Genomic DNA, 16,453 nt, shown 5'->3' with positions numbered 1-16,453 from the left:
TTATTAGCTTTTTCCAGCCATTGTCGGCTGCCACCACCAATACCAAATAGCCAACCCCACAGCTGAAATCAAGCCGGAAAAAGTTACCGCCCACCACACGCCGACATACCCCCACAAACTGTTCCACCAATAGGCTAAAATTACTAATAAAATGACGCGTAAAACCGTGCTAATAAAAGAGTACATTGATTTGCCGAAAGCCTGAAATGCGGCCGACAGCGTCATGATTGCTGAACCGAAAATAAAACCCGGTGCCTGAATTTTCATCATCTCGCCCCCCACCACCAAGACTTCAGGCTCCTGATTAAAAATACCAATTACTGACCGAGAAAAAATAAATATCAGACCAGCAAACACCGACATGATTATCAGGCCAATACCGGTACTAACCCAGCCGCTGAGCTTAGCTCGTTGTAATTTCTGCGCCCCAAGGTTTTGGCCAACCATCGTAATTGTACCGGTGGCAATAGCTACCACCGGTAGTACCCCAAAGCTCTGGACGCGAAAGCCAATGCCATAGGCGGCAACAACTGCTGCACCATAAGTTGCAATAATCTTGACTGTAAAAAAAACACCAACCGCGTTTGAAATATTTCGCAACGACGCCGGAAAACCAATATAAAATATTTCTTTAATATATCCAAAATTAAAATTAAATCCTTGGTATTTAATCACGGTAAGCCATGGATGTGATTTTAAATACACTACATACAGCAAAAGGCTAACACCGTTTGCCAAAGCAGTTGCTAAAGCCGCACCGGCAACGCTCCAGCCAAAACCGAGAATAAATAGCGGATCAAGCACCATATTGACTATGTTAATAGCAATGCCAATTTTCATCGGTGTTGTTGTGTCTCCTTCGCCGCGCAAAATTGAGCTGAAAATAAAACTCATAAACATGCACACTGAAGAGATGAAAAAAATGTTTGTATACTGCAGGGCCAAATCAAACACTTCACCGGTTGCACCTATAAACCGAAACAGCCAGGCCGATACCGCCAAGCCGCTTATAGTAATGCCTGCCGACAGCAATAAACCGGCAATCACCGAATTTTGTGCAACTATATTTGCCGTCTTTAAATCTTTGGCACCATAATACCGAGCCACCAATGCGGTCACACCAATACTGGCGCCGCTTGCCAACGCAATGACAATAAAAATAATTGGCCAGGAAATTGAAACAGCAGCCACTGCTATAAAACTCACTTGGCCAAGCCAGAAAGTATCAACGATATTAAGCAAAGACTGAAAAAACATGGCAAAAATAATAGGAGTTGATAAACTAATCACTCCTTTAGCCAAACTGCCTTCAAGAATATACGGATTATGCTGTTTCATGCGGGTTAATCCAGCCGTCTAATTTCAATATCCTCAAAATTTTTCACCTGATGAGCACTGACTGTTTTTTGTTTAATTAATTCAAGCAGCGCCAAAAATGTCACAATTACTTCTGTGCGATCCTTTGCCTCTTTCAAAATTTCACTAAACTTTGTGGTCGCCTCACGAAAAATTCTGCTCCGGATGTGGGCAATTTTTTCTTGAATATTAATAGTCTTACGCACCACCTCGGTCGGTAAATTCAAAAATGGATTTAATGCCTTAATCACGTCACGCAGAGTATCAGCTAATTTTTCTTTAGTTAATTTCATCGGCGGCGCAAAACCGATTTCTTCTGCAGTTAATAGTTTTTGTCGTGAAAAACTAAACCGCTTTTTCCCAATCATCGCCTGAATAGCCTTAGTTGCCTCAAGATATTCTTTATAAATCCGGAGTTGGGTCGTTAATTCCTCAGTTTCATCATCCTCATCCCATTGTAAAAACGGCAACAACGCTTTCGACTTAATCAACAGTAGTCGAGCAGCAACCACTAAAAAATCAGCCAACTCTTCAGCCTTAATCTGGTCTTGAGATGACTGATTTAGAATCTGAATATACTGCTCGGTAACCTGTGCTAAGGAAACCTTGGTAATTTCAAGCTTCTGCTGCTCAATCAACTGTAGTAATAAATCGAGCGGGCCTTCAAACTGTTCAACTTTGACTTTATGCATGGTAAAAACCTATCTCCTTTTTTTGCTGATTTTTTTTGCTGATTTCTTTTTTCCAGAAGCCTTCTTTTTAGTTTTCTTAACTCCTGATTTTGACTTCTTAGTTTTTGGTCTGGCTGGCAGCTTATACCCACCAGCCTTGGCGAAGTTCGCCAATTTAGCCTCTTCAAGCTTAAGATAATCTTTAACTTTCATCCGAACTGAATCGGTAAAATTACCGGCCGAAATAATAATGTCTTTAGTTTTTAACAAACTTTTATCGGCCCAGACTTCAACCTTATGCAAACCGCCAAATGCAGTCATCGCCCCCGGCTTGACCCGAAACGCTTTTACCATCACTTTTTCTGAAGGAATACTGACTTTTTTTGCCCTAACTGCCGAACGAAGTTTACCAAGATCAATTCTCATATTGGCCGGCACCACCGCGATGATGTATGCCTTATCAGTCGCAATCAATAAACTCTTAGCAATAGACTTTAATTCCTGGCGTAACGTTTGAGCCGCATCATAGGCCGTATAAACGGTTTTATGAGCAATTTCATCATACTTAGCCAAGCGCTGATCTAAGTATTTTTTAGTAGTTTTAGGAATCGCCATACAATTTCGTTATTATTTTTTAGACTAACGAACTGGCAAAGGCTTAACTTCCGGATCATACACCTGAGAAGTAAAGCACTGACGACCGGCATCATGGTAATACCAATTCTTATCGCCATATCCATAATAGTACGATTCAGTATTGCGTTCATCTTCAACCGCCAAATCAAAGTCGGCGCACAGTTCATAGGTAGTCTGATCAATTGCACGGTATCCGTATGGTTCACTGGTTGCCGGATCGGCAAACTGCCCAAAACGCGGTTCACTCAGGTCCGCCGGAACTTTTTTATTCTCGTTGTAATAAACATTAATCAAATTATCAAGACCGGACAAATCATTAACCCGCTGCTGATCATATTTTTTCATCCGAGCAGTGTTTGGCGAATCGATAATGAAAAATGAACCAATGATTGAGGCAAGCGCTACCGCCACAATAACGCCAAAAAATATCTGTGACATCATGCTGCGGGAACTATAATCATGACGCTTGAGATCGTACCAGTAATACCCAAAAATCCCGCTGGCAATAAGCAACACCACCACAATCTTTAAAATGCTTGCGAGCGTATAATCGCCATCCAGTAACTGGAACACCAGCTGAATGAGCCGTCCGATAATATTTAACGCCGTTACTAACAAGATTAAATAAGTCAGCCAGCGATAAACGCCACTGTCATGGTTTAACGTCCCTTTACGATAATTCTGGTGAAGCAAATTAACAATCAGCAAAAAAATTGGCGTTACAATTAGGGCTGAGGCCACGCCGAATTTCAGACTTGATTGAGAATACACACTCAGATATCCAACCGCTCCCGGACTCAAAAACTTGTCAATAATCTGAAACAAAATCATGCCAATCGCGATTGCCATCCAACCCAAAGTAATTAGGCTGAATAAATTCAAGAACGCGTCAAGCGCGCCCTTCCCTTTAAACTTCTCCGCGTTTAATTGATCCATATAGTTAAATCTAATTATTATTTTTTAAATGGTAATTTTTGTTGAATGCCAAACAAATTTTTGGCCTCCAACCGACCCTTATTGGTCAATTTTACTTTATCAACAAACCACTTATGCGGTGTCTGCCACCCGTAACCGATGATTAGTTCCTTTTTAATTAACCGTTCAACACTTCGGCTGATAATATTAACTAAATCTTTTTGCTTAGGCTTAGCTTTGGAGTCACTATAAAACTTCTCCAGTACACTTTTGGAAACAGTTTTGTCCCGGGAAAGAAACGCCTGCTTTAAAATGTATTTTTGTAAAGCAGATAGTTTCATAAGTGGTTTACTCTTAATCGGCCATGGCCGTGTCAAACCCCTCCAGCCGCTCGCCCTTTTCTTTGGCCGCGGCAATTGCTTCTTCAGACAATCGGATATTAGCCTCTTTAAGCGTTTTGCTACTGACAATGTTTGGCGCGTCCATCAATAAATCTCGGCTGTCACCGGTTTTCGGAAAGGCAATAACATCTCTGATACTTGGTTCATTTTGTAAAATGCTGACAATGCGATCCAAGCCGGCGGCAACTCCCCCGTGCGGCGGCGCGCCATATTCAAACGCTTTAAGCATATGCCCAAACCGATTTTCCACTTCTTCCGGAGTTAAACCAAGAATGGCAAAAACTTTTTGCTGAATATCATGCAAGTGAATTCTGATTGAGCCGCCCCAAATTTCGGTGCCGTTTAAAATCAAGTCATACGCTCGTGAACGCCACATTTCCGGATTGTCCGGATACTGTTTCATGTCTTCTAGGTTAGGCATGGTAAACGGATGATGGGTTGCCACAAGCTTCTTTTCGGTTTCAGACTTTTTAAACGCCGGCGGTTCAACCATCCAGTGGAATGCCAGTTCGTTTGGGTCGGTTTTGTCTTTGCGCAAGTCCGCCTTATCACTATGATATTTCTTCATCAGCTCGTCGTAGGGCAGGCGCGGAAACGGCTGGGTGGTAATTTTTTTGTTTGGATATAGCTCCGTGACAATTTTGATCATTAATTCCTCAACCATCTTCATCACGTCTTCTTCATCAATAAAACTCATTTCAACGTCAATTTGCGTGAACTCCGCCTGACGGTCGCCTCTGGTGTCTTCATCGCGAAAACACCTGGCAATCTGAAAATACTTTTCAATACCGCCAACCATTAATAGCTGCTTAAACTGCTGCGGCGACTGCGGTAAAACATAAAACTTACCGGGCCACATTCTGGCCGGGACGATAAATTCTCTGGCGCCTTCTGGCGTCCCCTTAGTCAAAGCCGGCGTTTCCACTTCAATAAATCCGAGATTGTCATAATAATCGCGGGCCATTTTGATGATCCGGTGGCGCATTAGTAAGTTATTTTTCATCCGCTCGCGCCGCAAATCAAGATACCGATATTTCATTCGGATTTCTTCGCCCGGTTCCTGAGCACCATCAATTTCAAATGGCGGCGTTTTGGCCTCATTGATAATCTCTAGACCTTCTCCTGTCATTTCAACGGTACCGGTGGCAATTTTGGCATTAATCATCTTTTCCGGACGCTTGTTGATAGTGCCAGTAATCTTAATAACGAATTCAGAACGTAAATTATTTGCTAGGGCGTGGGCCTGCGCAAATTTTGGCTCAAAAACCACCTGTAAAATACCACTACGATCGCGTAAATCAATAAAAATAATCTTACCGTGGTCGCGCCTGGTATGAACCCAGCCGATCACCTCTACTTGTTGACCCGCCTTATTAACCACTTCGGCGATTGGTGTTCTTGCCATAGACTAAATAAATAAAAAATTAGCTGTTTAATACCTTAATCATACAATTTTTGCTTCTAAAAAGCAACCTTGCCCGGGCCGGCAATAAGCTCACAAACACTTGACAAAATTATCGTTTTACTTTATATTTATGTTTATCCTTAAATCTTGGCCACTAATCTCGCACAGAAGGGAGGTGAATCCGAAATGAGTGCCACAGCTGCGATTGCGGTTAACGGACAAGAAGAGTTCGAACATTGGTGCGCTGCCTGCGCCAAAAACAAAGGGGTCTTAGCGATCCCGGAACATCAGGCAGAAGAGTATTTGAACATTGCGCAAGCGGAAGGAGTGTATAATGGCTGGAAAGACCGGCAAGAAGGTGGGAAGTATCATTCCCAGTGTAGTTTCAGCCATCCGATCTTCGGGAGGCTGGTCTTCAACATCTGGAGTGCGTCTCCTATCTTCTCGTAAACCTCCCCCGCCCCGGCGCGACAAACACATCCAATTGTCGCGCTTCTTTTTTTACAAAAATTGTTGTTTTAACCAAAAGAAAAAAGCACGATTGTCACCAACCGTGCTTGATAAATTCCGTAGCAAAAACTAGCGGTGCAAAACCAGGCTGCCGTAACAGGCCTGAACCATTTCTTTTGCGGTGACTCGGTCACCACAGGAAATGCATTCCAAACCGGCATCGGCATAGTGGTCAGGCGTCTCGCGGCCCTTTTCGCCATGAACTCTGAAGATCGGCCTGGCGATATCGGTCCGACGCGTAATGCAGTTTTCGTTGAGGCAACGAAAGCCCTCAACTATTTCCGGCAGCGGATATTCAACCCGCAGGTAGCCGTGAGCGCTCTCGCCGGCATCTTCGCCTGTCTTGTCCATATGACTGAACTTGACGTGCGGCGAAATCAAGCCGTGCTTAAGCGCCTGTTCGGGCGAAATGCGGTAGCCATACAGCCACAACGTCCCCTTAGGACGACCCATGCAGGGCGAATCCAGACGACGGCCAGGCAGGATTTGTCGGCCACTAGCCTGATGATACACTCCGTCTTCACCGAAGATTTCGTCGTGCACCCGGATCATGTGCTCTTCGGTCCGATCAACGGCTGTTCCGTTTTCAATCGGTTCGATGATGACGTTGCGCCCCGCGGATTTGACTTTCAGCGCCTCAAAGTGAGCGTACCAGCTTTCCTGCTTGGTTACCCAAGCCTGGTCAAACCCGATTGAGGGCACCGAAATCAGGTCTTCGGTTTCAAACCGACCCCGATAGCACTCCATCAGCACTGCTTCGCGCGCCGGAACACCGCAAGCCGACTGCATCAGCATGATCACCTTGGGGTGATTCTTGAACTGATTCGGGATCATCGGCAATGCCTGGTCGCGCGGCTGAGCGTGAAGCAGCTTGCCCTGACAGCGGTCAAGATACTGCTCGTTTGCTTCAAGCGATTGAACAAGCCGAATCGCTTCGCGCTTGGTCATCGGACCAGGACTGTCCGGCGTGCCGGTCAGACGCTCGATTTGTGCCCGCATAAAATAGACATACGGGTACTCAAGCGAGGCGTCAAGGTCGGTAGTTACCGTCGAACGGTGCGGCGTCGCCCAGGTTTCCAGCTGAAACGGTTCCGGGGCGACAAAGCAGTATTCAATAGTGAAAAGTTCGCCAAGATCAGCCCACGAATGGACCACACGACTGTACTTCAAGTCGCCGACAAAACAAATCTTCAACCGGTCGAGTATCTCGCCGATCTTTTGATGCACCAGCTCTTCCGGTTGTTTAAGAAACTCGTCGATGACGCCGACCTGATCCATCCGCCGAGCACCAAGCTCGTTAAGGACAATGGTCAGACAATCGAGCAGAAGCTGCGTGGCGTGGGTTTTTTTGCCCTCACCACCAATAATCACCGACATGCCGCGCGGCAGCCAGGTTTCTTCGCCTTCAAGCTTTTGCAGCTCTTGGGCTAACCAGAGTCCGGCACCTTCTGTTTTGGTGCGCACAATCACGCCCCAGACGCCGTACTGACCAAGCATGGTCAAGGTGTCTTCCAGACTCTCGTTTTTGGCAAGCGAAGAATCGCTTACCGAAATGCCATGCTGCACATAGCAACGCAGCCGGGAAGCCGCCATTTCACTTGAGTTACGAGTTCTGGTACTCGCTTCTTCAAACACCGTTGCAACAGTCACCCGCTTGCCGGTGTCCAGCGGCGGCGGTTCCAAACCGCGGCCAAAATACGTGGCCTGTCTAAGGCCAAGCGCTAGCAGTCTGATAAACTGCTCGCGTCTTGCTTGGTTGGTTTTACCCAACAAGCGCGTTGAAATGTAATGCCTCATCCTGCCTATCTCCTACTGTCTTGCTGCCTTGTGCAACCTGCCAACACCCAATATGTTATTGTACAACTTCCCTCACTTTCACTCATTGCCAGACCAAGGAATTCTTGATCTGGACGCTTCAGCTACCCGATTTGACGCAAAAAAATAACGGCTCACATGCCGTTTTTGCTAAGGTTGTCAAAGTGCCAACCCCCTTCGACAAACATTATCAAAAAACCGAAATCTAGTCAAGTTGGCCAAAAAATGAAAGGAAAAAGCTTCGTTACCCCTCGAGACAACGAAGCTTAAAAGACAGATTCTAGGCGGCCAAGGTGTTTTGTAACTCTCGGCTAAAGTTCAAGAGCTCTTGGCAAGGATCATACCCCGCAGTCCAGCCCCAAAGTGTTGCGGCTGTAAGCACTTGAACCATAATCCCGCTGAATGTTTCTTTCCCGAATGGAAGATCTTTTGTCTCCTCAAATTTGTGACGTAAGTCGTCTTTTGCAACGGCAACGCGCTGCTGCAATTCTTCGACGCAACCCGCGTCTAATCGTTGTCCTGCCAGACTGCTTCTCATGAAGTCATACTCCTTATTCCTTGCGGAAATAATGATTGCATAAAATCTGCCCACAAAAAAAGACGGCTGTGAGCCGTTTTAGATTGCGGCCCTTCAGACCGTACTTAAGTGTTGTAAGGTACAACACCCTAGTTAATGGTAGGATAAAAGTTATCCCCTGTCAAACAGGAATCATTTTAGAAATAAATTTTTCCGTATTAAGCGGGAAATCTAGGTGAGAATCTAAAAACGCATTCAATTTTTTAGCGTCAGCCATAATATCAGCGCCCGGCGCCAGGCCCAATAATGTCAGCAGTTTAATAATGAATGCATGACGAATTACCTGCCATTCGGAATCAGTAAAATTATTCTGATCCAAGGCACTGAGATATTTAAAAAGTAATGAATAAATCCGCGAATCCGGTTCACCCGTTTTAGTTAAGACGTCAACAAGCTCCAAAGCAAAACATGCCAAAATTGATTTTTTAAAATCAGTTTTTAGATGCAAAAAATTATGTTGAATATCGGCGCCGGCGATATGATCAAAATTTTTCCCCGGTGCAATCATTAAATTAATCACGCTAAAACTCTGCAGCTGGCAATTAAGTTTACTGCTCACCTTTTTAGTCCCCCGGCCCAGTGCCATGATTTTGCCCGATGTGTCAGTATAAATATTAAAAAGCTGATCCGCTTCCCGGTAATCAGCTTGGCGCAAGATAATGCCTAAAAGATTATGAGTTGACATCGTGTTGTTGTCGGTCAAGGTAGGTCTGCAAAATCAACATTGCCGCCACGTGATCATCAGCACCCTTGTTACCAGTACCTCGGAGCAACCCACCGGCCATTTTACTGCTTAAACGCTCATCCTCAATTTCAATCGGCAAATCAATCTCATCTTTTAGCCAGTGAATAAAACTAAGCACCTCTTTCATCTGCTCATTTTGTAAATCAACTTGGCGCCAAAAAGTTTTTTTGCCGCCAGACTGAAAGCTAACCGGTACGCCAACAACAATTTTTTCAACTGCATGTTCAGCGCAGGTTTTTTTTAGAACTGCCAACGTTGCTGGTTTCGAGGTGTGAGAGATAATCCCCAGCGGTAACGCGAATTTATTTTGGTCATCAGATTTAGCTAGGCCGATTTTTTTTGCACCGTAATCAATGGCCAGAATAGACATACTATTTTTTGGTCAATATTTTAGCGCCATCCTTAGTCACCACAATGGTATGCTCATAATGAGCGCACAGTTTGCCGTCCGCCGTAACAATTGTCCAGCCGTCATCAAGGGTATCAATTTCATAGCTACCGACGTTCACCATCGGTTCAATTGCCAAAACCATCCCCGCTTCCAAAACTAGGTCGGATTGTCTGGGGTCAACATAGTTTGGTACTCTTGGCTCTTCGTGGACTTCATAACCAACGCCATGGCCAACCAACTGGCGAACAACCGAAAAGCCATTTTTCTCAATATAATTCTGGATCGAGCGGGAAACTTCGGACAAATGATTGCCGGCTTTTACTTTTTCCAGCCCGGCATAAAAAGACTCCCTGGTTACATCAATCAACTTCTTTGCTTCGGGTGAAATTTCACCGATCGGAATTGTCACCGCCATATCGGTAAAGTACCCCCGGCCGGAAGCCGGATATTTCATGCCAATATCAATACTCAAAATATCGCCTGACTTCAAGGCATATTTTCCAGCCGGCGTATGGACCAGCTGGTTATTAACCGACGCGCAAATCGTTGAAGGAAATGGCGGTTCGCTTAATCGGTCACGATAATTTTTAAAGGCGGGCACGCCTCCGGCTTCGATAATCAATTTTTCGGCCAATTGATCAAGTTCAATGGTTTTAACGCCCGGCTTGGCTTGTGCCACTAGCTGATCTAAAATTTCAGAAAGCTTTTTGCCACCCTCATTGATCATCGCTATTTCTTCCGGTTTTTTTATCATTTTATTGCTCATCTTTTTTTGAATGATTGTCTTTTATAATCTGATCAATCTGTTCATAGACTGATTCTATTTCTTTAGCACCATCAACGCGGTGCAAAATCCCCAGCTGATCATAAATATCCAGCAACGGCTCGGTCTCTTGATGATAAATTTCCAAACGTTTTTTGATTGCTTCCGGCTGGTCATCATCGCGCTTAAAAAGCGGGCTACCACATTTATCACAAATACCATCTTGTTTTGGCGGATTATGTTTTAAATGGTAACTCAAGCCGCACTTGCAAGCCAGTCTGCCACCCAAACGTTCAATGGCCGCTGCATCATCAATATCAATAATAATGGCAAAATCAATTTTACTAATGCTATTTAAAAATTCCAGCTGTGATTTATTCCTCGGATACCCGTCTAACACAAATCCGACCGAACAGTCCGGCTGATTAATTCGGTCACGGACAATTTGATTTGTTAACTCATCAGGCACCAGCTCTCCTTGATCCATATAGGCGGCGGCTTGCCGTCCAAGATCAGTTTCGTTTTTCAAATGATATCGAAAAATATCACCGGTTGAAACATAGGGCAATCCGTGTCGTCTCGCAATTAATTCCGCTTGAGTCCCCTTACCAGAACCCTGGGGGCCAAAAATAATAATATTCATAGTGGCATCTATTTAATCAGTGACAGGAGATTTTTTTTATCAATTTCTGATATTTCTCCCGCGGCGCGCAACTCACGAACGACTTTGATAATCTCCTCTTGGCTCACACCTCCGTCATCCAACTCTTTAACAAGAGCCGCCAAAACTTGTGGCCGCTCTTTATAATCAAGGCTTTGAATTTGATACAATGCGTCTTTAATCTGCTGAGTAGTATTAAAAATTTTTTTGGAGCTAAACCAGCCCATAGATATTGAGGTTAAAGCCCCTCGTAATCACGCATGGTCAGTTGAGATTCAATCTTTTTGAACGTTTCGATAACAACCGAAACAACAATCAATAAACTAGTACCGCCGATCGCCAAGGTTGCAACACCAGTAAAGCTTCGGACAATAAGGGGTAAAATGGCAATAAGCCCTAAGAATAAAGCACCAGCTAAAATTATTTTATGAGTGGTATTGGCTAAATATTCTTCAGTGTGCTTGCCAGGGCGAATGCCCGGGATGAAGCCGCCCTGTTTCTGTAAGTTTTCAGCAATTTGATCAGGCTTGAAAACAACCTCCGTATAAAAATAGGTAAAACCAAAGACTAGCAAGAAATAGGTAATGCCGTAGAAAAGCTGATCTTCAAAAATGGCAATGACTTTTTCGGCAATACTAACCAATAGCGGAGTCTTGGCTGTTAAGAAAAACTGAGCAATCATCGGCGGGAAAAGAATGATTGAAATCGCAAAGATAATCGGAATAACTCCGGCCATGTTCACCCGCAACGGCAAATGAGTATTAACGCCGCCGTACATTTTCATTCCTCGTACCCGTCTGGCGTATGATACCGGAACATTGCGTTGACCTTCGGTAATAATAACAACTCCAACAATGGTTAAAATTGCAATGGCTACAAAAATAATCAAATTTAGAATCTGGGATTGATCAAATGTTAATAATGTCTGCTGAACAGTGCTGGGCAATGAAGAAACAATACCGGCAAAGATAATCAACGAAATTCCGTTACCAATATTTTGTTCGGAAATTAATTCACCAATCCACATCAAAAACATTGTTCCGGCAGTGAGTGTAATTAAAATCATAACTAAATTCCACGCAGTTAAATCAACAAAAATTTGTCCGGAACTTTGATTTAAAATCGCAATCAAACCATAGGCTTGCATCAATGCCAACGGCACCGCAAGCATTCTGGTCCACTGGTTAATTTTACGCTGGCCGGACTCCCCTTCTTTAGAAATTTCTTCCAATTTGGGGATAATCATGACTAACAACTGAAAAATAATTGAGGCGGTAATATACGGCGCAACGCCCATCGCGACAACAGAAAAGTTCTCCATACCGCCGCCGGATAATACATTCATGATTCCCAACAGCTGGTTAGACGCAAAAAAATCGCTCAAAGCCTGAGCGTCAATGCCTGGGATCGGAATATGCGCAGCAACCCTAAAAATCACTAGCATTCCCATTACAAACACAATGCTTTGGCGCAAATCTTTAATCTTCCAAATTTGAATTAATTTTTTAAGCCACATGGGAGCGTTGCAAAATTATTTTTTGTTAACGACGCGCTTCTTGGACTTGTTTTGATTGATCAGTTTAACTTCGCCGCCTGCTTCTAGTATAGCTTGTTTTGCCGATTCTGAAAAACGATTGGCTTCAACGATAAACTTTTTAGTTACTTTTCCCTGACCCAAAATTTTGATGCCGTGCTTCAGGGTTTTTACCAAACCTTTATTCAACAGCTTTTTAGTAGTAATTAATTCACCAGCGTCAAAAACCTCTTGCAGATCAGCAATATTAACGATTTCTAATTTAGAACTCGGACTCTTGAAGCCACCCAGTTTTGGTTTGCTCTTAAGCATCTGAGCCAAACCACGTCGCTTCAAACCAGCACGGCCGCCAGAACGGGCACGCTGACCTTTAAGTCCCCGGCCGGAATAAGCACCACGACCAGAACCGCTTCCGCGGCCGACTCGTTTGCCGGTTTTACGTTTATTGCGAGTTAAATTGTGTAAACCTAATTCAGTCATAAAATTTATTTAGTAGCATCGCCTGACTTTTCGGCTGGCTTTTTAGCACTAGCTTTTTTAGGCTCAACGCGCTTAAGCATCTTTAATGCCTTAATCGTTGCGGCGATATTATTAATTTTGTTGCTCGTACCAAAAATTTTAGCAACGGCGTTAGAAATACCCGCCAAGTCCAAAACAATACGGACCGCGCCGCCGGCAATAACTCCGGTACCTTTCGTAGCCGGCTTAATTAAGATTCGAGCAGCTTTAACTTTCACTTGAACCTGATGAGGAATAGTGTCATTAATAATCGGCACGTTGATCAAACTCTTGCGAGCCTTAGTAACTGCTTTGTTTACCGCTAAAGTAACGTCTGCACCCTTGGCAACAGAATAACCGACGCGGCCCTTGCGGTCGCCGATGACTACACAGGCACGAAACCGCATACGCTTGCCACCGGCCATAACGCGGGTAACGCGGGCAATATCAACAATAACCTGATCAAATTCTTTCTCGGCTGGTGCGGCGTGTTGTTCACCTTTTTTTGTTCTTTTGAAATTCTGTTCTGACATAATGTTTAAATTTTTAACCCACCTTTTCTGGCACCTTCAGCCACGGCCTTAACTCGGCCATGATACTGAGCAGAACCTTTATCAAATACCGCTTCGGTAATGCCTGCGGCCAGCGCTTTTTTAGCCAACAATTCACCAACTTTTCCGGCAATTTCCGTCTTAGTTGCTTTAGCGTCTTTAATATCACCATCTTTTGCCGCGGCCAATGTCACACCCTTAACATCATCGATCAATTGGGCATACATATGACTTAAACTGCGATACACGCTAAGGCGCGGCCGTGTAGCGGTACCCGAAACCTTAGCTCGAACGCGGTTCTTTCGTCTAATTCTTTTCTGTGATTTATTTTTTTCTTTAGCAATAGCCATAGTCTTAATGGTTAGGCTGCACCCTTAGCAGCGGCCTTACCGGCCTTTCGTCTAATAATTTCATCACTATATTTAATCCCCTTGCCCTTGTAAGGCTCCGGTTTCTTTAACGATCGGATGTCAGCGGCGGTTTGACCAACCAACTGCTTGTTGCTTCCGGAAATGGTGATGACATTTTTTTCAACAGTCGCTTCAATACCCTCTGGAATCGGAAAATCAATCGGATGAGAATATCCAAGCTGAAAATTCAAGTGTTTGCCCTGAAGCGCGACTTTATATCCAACACCGTTAATTTCTAACTTTTTTGAAAAGCCTTGGGTTACACCCGCAACCATATTAGCAATCAAGCGCTGATATAAACCCCAAAGGGACTTTTGCTGCTTGTTTTCCGGATCATTGACCGTAACCAACAGTTCATTATCTTTTTGTTCAACTTTAACCAGGCTGTTTCCAGTCTGTGTCAGCTGACCCTTAGGGCCTTTCACCGTAATCAGATCGTTGGTAATTTTTACTTCAACGCCCTCTGGAATGGTAATAGGTTGTTTTCCAATTCTACTCATACTTAATAAACCTCACAGATTACTTCTCCCCCAAGATTTCGCTTTCGGGCTTCTTTATTTGTCATTAAGCCCTGTGGGGTTGAAAGGATGGCAATCCCTAAATGATTTAAAACGACCGGCAAATTATCTTTAGAAACATACACGCGATGTCCCGGCTTACTTACTCGGGCAATCTTGCTGATTGCCGGCTGACCACCGTTATATTTCAAAGTAATTTTAATTTGATCATGGCTTGTGCCGGCTTCCTGCTTGGACAATTTTTCAACTTTTTTAATATACCCAGTCTCTTTAAGAATTTCGGCAACGCTTAATTTAATCTTTGAGAATGGCAAAATCACTTCTGGCTTTTGCACCGCCATGGCATTTCTGATTCGACTAAGCATGTCTGCAATTGGATCTGTCATATTGATATTTGCTCTATAAAAGTTATTTAATTACCAACTTGATTTCCGGATACCTGGAATTTGCCCGTTGTCGGCTAATTCCCTAAAACAAATTCGACACATATTAAAATCTCGCATATAACCGCGATTGCGGCCACAACGCCAACATCTTCGAACCTTGCGGGTTGAAAACTTTGGAGTCTTTTTTGATTTTGCAATTCTCGCTTCTGTTGCCATAAAAATTATTCGTTACGAAATGGAAAACCTAATAACTTAAATAATTCTAATCCTTCTTCATGAGTCTTAGCATTCGTAACAGCCGTAATCTGCAAACCGTGAATTCGTTCGATCTCATCTGATTTGATTTCCGGAAAAGAAATATGTTCTCGAAAACCTAGGTTCAAATTACCTCGCGTATCAACCGACTTCAGATCAAGACCGCGGAAGTCTCGAACACGAGGCAACGTGATATTAATTAGTTTGGTCAAAAAATCATACATCCGTTCACCGCGCAACGTCACCGACATGCCAACTACTAAACCTTCCCGAATCTTGAAATTAGAAATAGCTTTTTTGGAAATAGTTTTGACAGGCTTTTGACCGGTAATTCGTAACAGCGTATCCTCAACCGCTTCGTTGTATTTCGGATCTTTCAAACCCTGGCCGGTACCGACATTTAAAACCACCTTCTCAATCTTTGGGACTGACAAATTATTCTTATAGCCAAACTTTTCTTTTAAAGTCGGCGCGATTTTTTTAGTATATTGTTCTTTCAAACTGTTAGACATACGTTTAAATAGCTTCTTTACACTTTTTGCAGGTTCTTGCTTTCTTAGCTTCGCCGACCTTCGTGGAACCAATTCGGCTGGCTTTACCGCATTTTGGACAAATAATGGCAACATTGCTCATTGGCAACGCCGCTGGAAACTGAATGCGCTGACCTTTTTCACCCTGTCGGCGCGGCTTCATATTCTTGTGCATCAAATTAACACCCTCAACCGAAAGCCGTCCTCGCTTAGTAAAGATCTGCAAGACTTTACCAGTTTTGCCCTGGTCCTTACCGCTTAATACTTTTACTTTGTCGCCTTTTTTAATTCTCATATAATTATAAAACTTCTGGAGCCAATGAAATAATTTTATTAAATCCGGCAGCGCGCAATTCTCGAGCAACTGGCCCAAAAATACGCGTACCTTTCGGTTCTTTTGATTTCTTATCAACTAACACTGCGGCATTTTCATCGAATCGGACGTAAGACCCATCAGTGCGTCGAATCTCTTTTCGGGTTCGAACAACCACCGCATGAGCGACCTGTCCTTTTTTAACAGCGCTATGAGGTACTGCTTCTTTAATAGAAACAGTAATAATATCACCGACTCGGGCATATCGCTTTCGGTTTGTTCCAAGAACCTTAATACACTGAAGCTTTTTTGCTCCGGAATTATCGGCAACTTTTAAAATTGTTCGTAACTGAATCATATTTAACTCTTACTTTCTTTACTTAAAACACGCCAGCGCTTGTCTTTGCTTAATGGTCGGCATTCTTCAAACACTACCTTGTCCCCAATTTTAAACTCATTAGCCGGATCGTGCACTTTATATTTCTTAGTAGACGTAAAACGCTTGTTGTATTTCGGATGTGGTTTAGCAGTTTCAACAGCAACAACAATAGTCTTGTCGTTCTTGTCAGAAACAACCGTTCCTTCAAATTTTCGCTTAATAATTTTTTTAGC

General features: G+C 43.6%; 25 protein-coding genes. 1 reads left to right on the top strand and 24 read right to left on the bottom strand.

Going from position 1 to position 16,453, the window contains the following annotated elements:
• Positions 1–3: 3 nt before the first annotated feature.
• Genes HUU49_00275 through aspS form a run of 6 tightly spaced genes read right to left on the bottom strand, consistent with a single transcriptional unit; the run spans position 4 to position 5,384 of the window.
• Entirely contained in the window at positions 4–1,338 is a 1,335-nt protein-coding gene (locus tag HUU49_00275; protein NUM25044.1) for an MATE family efflux transporter, read from the bottom strand.
• Between the two features lie 5 nt (positions 1,339–1,343).
• A complete protein-coding gene (locus HUU49_00270) occupies positions 1,344–2,048 on the bottom strand; it encodes a segregation/condensation protein A (GenBank protein NUM25043.1) in 705 nt (234 codons plus the stop codon).
• Between the two features lie 9 nt (positions 2,049–2,057).
• Positions 2,058–2,642: a YbaK/EbsC family protein gene (locus HUU49_00265; protein ID NUM25042.1), complete on the bottom strand. Its 585-nt coding sequence runs from the start codon at positions 2,640–2,642 to the stop codon at positions 2,058–2,060.
• Positions 2,643–2,666: 24 nt separating this feature from the next.
• Positions 2,667–3,599 (bottom strand): hypothetical protein, encoded by a 933-nt coding sequence (locus tag HUU49_00260; protein NUM25041.1) that lies wholly within the window; start codon positions 3,597–3,599, stop codon positions 2,667–2,669.
• Positions 3,600–3,616: 17 nt separating this feature from the next.
• The gene (locus tag HUU49_00255) at positions 3,617–3,919 is read right to left on the bottom strand and encodes a hypothetical protein (GenBank protein NUM25040.1); all 303 of its coding nucleotides are present in this window, start codon (positions 3,917–3,919) and stop codon (positions 3,617–3,619) included.
• Between the two features lie 13 nt (positions 3,920–3,932).
• Positions 3,933–5,384, bottom strand: coding sequence for an aspartate--tRNA ligase (gene aspS, locus HUU49_00250; protein ID NUM25039.1), 1,452 nt, complete (start codon positions 5,382–5,384; stop codon positions 3,933–3,935).
• Positions 5,385–5,531: 147 nt separating this feature from the next.
• On the opposite strand from aspS, the gene HUU49_00245 reads away from it, so the two are divergent.
• Positions 5,532–5,834 (top strand): hypothetical protein, encoded by a 303-nt coding sequence (locus HUU49_00245; protein NUM25038.1) that lies wholly within the window; start codon positions 5,532–5,534, stop codon positions 5,832–5,834.
• Between the two features lie 129 nt (positions 5,835–5,963).
• Here the strand turns inward: HUU49_00245 and HUU49_00240 are convergent, their stop codons facing one another.
• From HUU49_00240 to rpsQ, 18 genes are all read right to left on the bottom strand, one after another.
• Entirely contained in the window at positions 5,964–7,691 is a 1,728-nt protein-coding gene (locus HUU49_00240; protein ID NUM25037.1) for a hypothetical protein, read from the bottom strand.
• A 298-nt stretch (positions 7,692–7,989) separates the two neighbouring features.
• A complete protein-coding gene (locus tag HUU49_00235) occupies positions 7,990–8,247 on the bottom strand; it encodes a hypothetical protein (protein ID NUM25036.1) in 258 nt (85 codons plus the stop codon).
• A 160-nt stretch (positions 8,248–8,407) separates the two neighbouring features.
• A complete protein-coding gene (gene recO / locus HUU49_00230) occupies positions 8,408–8,971 on the bottom strand; it encodes a DNA repair protein RecO (GenBank protein NUM25035.1) in 564 nt (187 codons plus the stop codon).
• Complete coding sequence (gene ruvX / locus HUU49_00225; protein ID NUM25034.1) at positions 8,958–9,401, bottom strand: Holliday junction resolvase RuvX; 444 nt, start codon at positions 9,399–9,401, stop codon at positions 8,958–8,960. Before ruvX ends, recO begins: the two co-directional genes overlap by 14 nt.
• A 1-nt stretch (position 9,402) precedes the next feature.
• Positions 9,403–10,176 carry a type I methionyl aminopeptidase gene (map, locus tag HUU49_00220; protein NUM25033.1) on the bottom strand — a complete coding sequence of 258 codons (774 nt, stop codon included), beginning with the start codon at positions 10,174–10,176 and terminating at the stop codon, positions 9,403–9,405.
• Position 10,177: 1 nt separating this feature from the next.
• Positions 10,178–10,828 carry an adenylate kinase gene (locus HUU49_00215; protein ID NUM25032.1) on the bottom strand — a complete coding sequence of 217 codons (651 nt, stop codon included), beginning with the start codon at positions 10,826–10,828 and terminating at the stop codon, positions 10,178–10,180.
• 8 nt (positions 10,829–10,836) lie between these two features.
• Positions 10,837–11,073: a hypothetical protein gene (locus HUU49_00210; GenBank protein NUM25031.1), complete on the bottom strand. Its 237-nt coding sequence runs from the start codon at positions 11,071–11,073 to the stop codon at positions 10,837–10,839.
• Positions 11,074–11,084: 11 nt separating this feature from the next.
• Positions 11,085–12,362, bottom strand: coding sequence for a preprotein translocase subunit SecY (gene secY, locus HUU49_00205; GenBank protein NUM25030.1), 1,278 nt, complete (start codon positions 12,360–12,362; stop codon positions 11,085–11,087).
• A 15-nt stretch (positions 12,363–12,377) separates the two neighbouring features.
• On the bottom strand, positions 12,378–12,860 hold the full coding sequence (rplO, locus tag HUU49_00200) for a 50S ribosomal protein L15 (GenBank protein ID NUM25029.1): 483 nt from the start codon (positions 12,858–12,860) through the stop codon (positions 12,378–12,380).
• A 5-nt stretch (positions 12,861–12,865) separates the two neighbouring features.
• Positions 12,866–13,411 carry a 30S ribosomal protein S5 gene (gene rpsE, locus HUU49_00195; GenBank protein ID NUM25028.1) on the bottom strand — a complete coding sequence of 182 codons (546 nt, stop codon included), beginning with the start codon at positions 13,409–13,411 and terminating at the stop codon, positions 12,866–12,868.
• A gap of 5 nt (positions 13,412–13,416) precedes the next feature.
• On the bottom strand, positions 13,417–13,779 hold the full coding sequence (rplR, locus tag HUU49_00190; GenBank protein ID NUM25027.1) for a 50S ribosomal protein L18: 363 nt from the start codon (positions 13,777–13,779) through the stop codon (positions 13,417–13,419).
• Positions 13,780–13,790: 11 nt separating this feature from the next.
• Positions 13,791–14,339 carry a 50S ribosomal protein L6 gene (gene rplF / locus HUU49_00185; GenBank protein NUM25026.1) on the bottom strand — a complete coding sequence of 183 codons (549 nt, stop codon included), beginning with the start codon at positions 14,337–14,339 and terminating at the stop codon, positions 13,791–13,793.
• Between the two features lie 2 nt (positions 14,340–14,341).
• Positions 14,342–14,749 carry a 30S ribosomal protein S8 gene (gene rpsH, locus HUU49_00180; protein NUM25025.1) on the bottom strand — a complete coding sequence of 136 codons (408 nt, stop codon included), beginning with the start codon at positions 14,747–14,749 and terminating at the stop codon, positions 14,342–14,344.
• Positions 14,750–14,773: 24 nt separating this feature from the next.
• On the bottom strand, positions 14,774–14,959 hold the full coding sequence (locus HUU49_00175; GenBank protein ID NUM25024.1) for a type Z 30S ribosomal protein S14: 186 nt from the start codon (positions 14,957–14,959) through the stop codon (positions 14,774–14,776).
• 5 nt (positions 14,960–14,964) lie between these two features.
• On the bottom strand, positions 14,965–15,510 hold the full coding sequence (rplE, locus tag HUU49_00170; GenBank protein ID NUM25023.1) for a 50S ribosomal protein L5: 546 nt from the start codon (positions 15,508–15,510) through the stop codon (positions 14,965–14,967).
• Positions 15,511–15,514: 4 nt separating this feature from the next.
• Positions 15,515–15,823, bottom strand: coding sequence for a 50S ribosomal protein L24 (locus HUU49_00165; GenBank protein NUM25022.1), 309 nt, complete (start codon positions 15,821–15,823; stop codon positions 15,515–15,517).
• A gap of 4 nt (positions 15,824–15,827) precedes the next feature.
• Complete coding sequence (gene rplN / locus HUU49_00160; GenBank protein NUM25021.1) at positions 15,828–16,199, bottom strand: 50S ribosomal protein L14; 372 nt, start codon at positions 16,197–16,199, stop codon at positions 15,828–15,830.
• Positions 16,200–16,201: 2 nt separating this feature from the next.
• The gene (rpsQ, locus tag HUU49_00155; protein ID NUM25020.1) at positions 16,202–16,444 is read right to left on the bottom strand and encodes a 30S ribosomal protein S17; all 243 of its coding nucleotides are present in this window, start codon (positions 16,442–16,444) and stop codon (positions 16,202–16,204) included.
• Between the last annotated feature and the right edge of the window lie 9 nt (positions 16,445–16,453).

Source organism: Candidatus Buchananbacteria bacterium, assembly GCA_013359225.1.
Lineage (GTDB): Bacteria > Patescibacteriota > Patescibacteriia > Buchananbacterales > UBA6539 > JABWCG01.
Note: the sequence above shows the minus strand (reverse complement) of the source record. Positions and strands in the feature narration are given on the sequence as shown.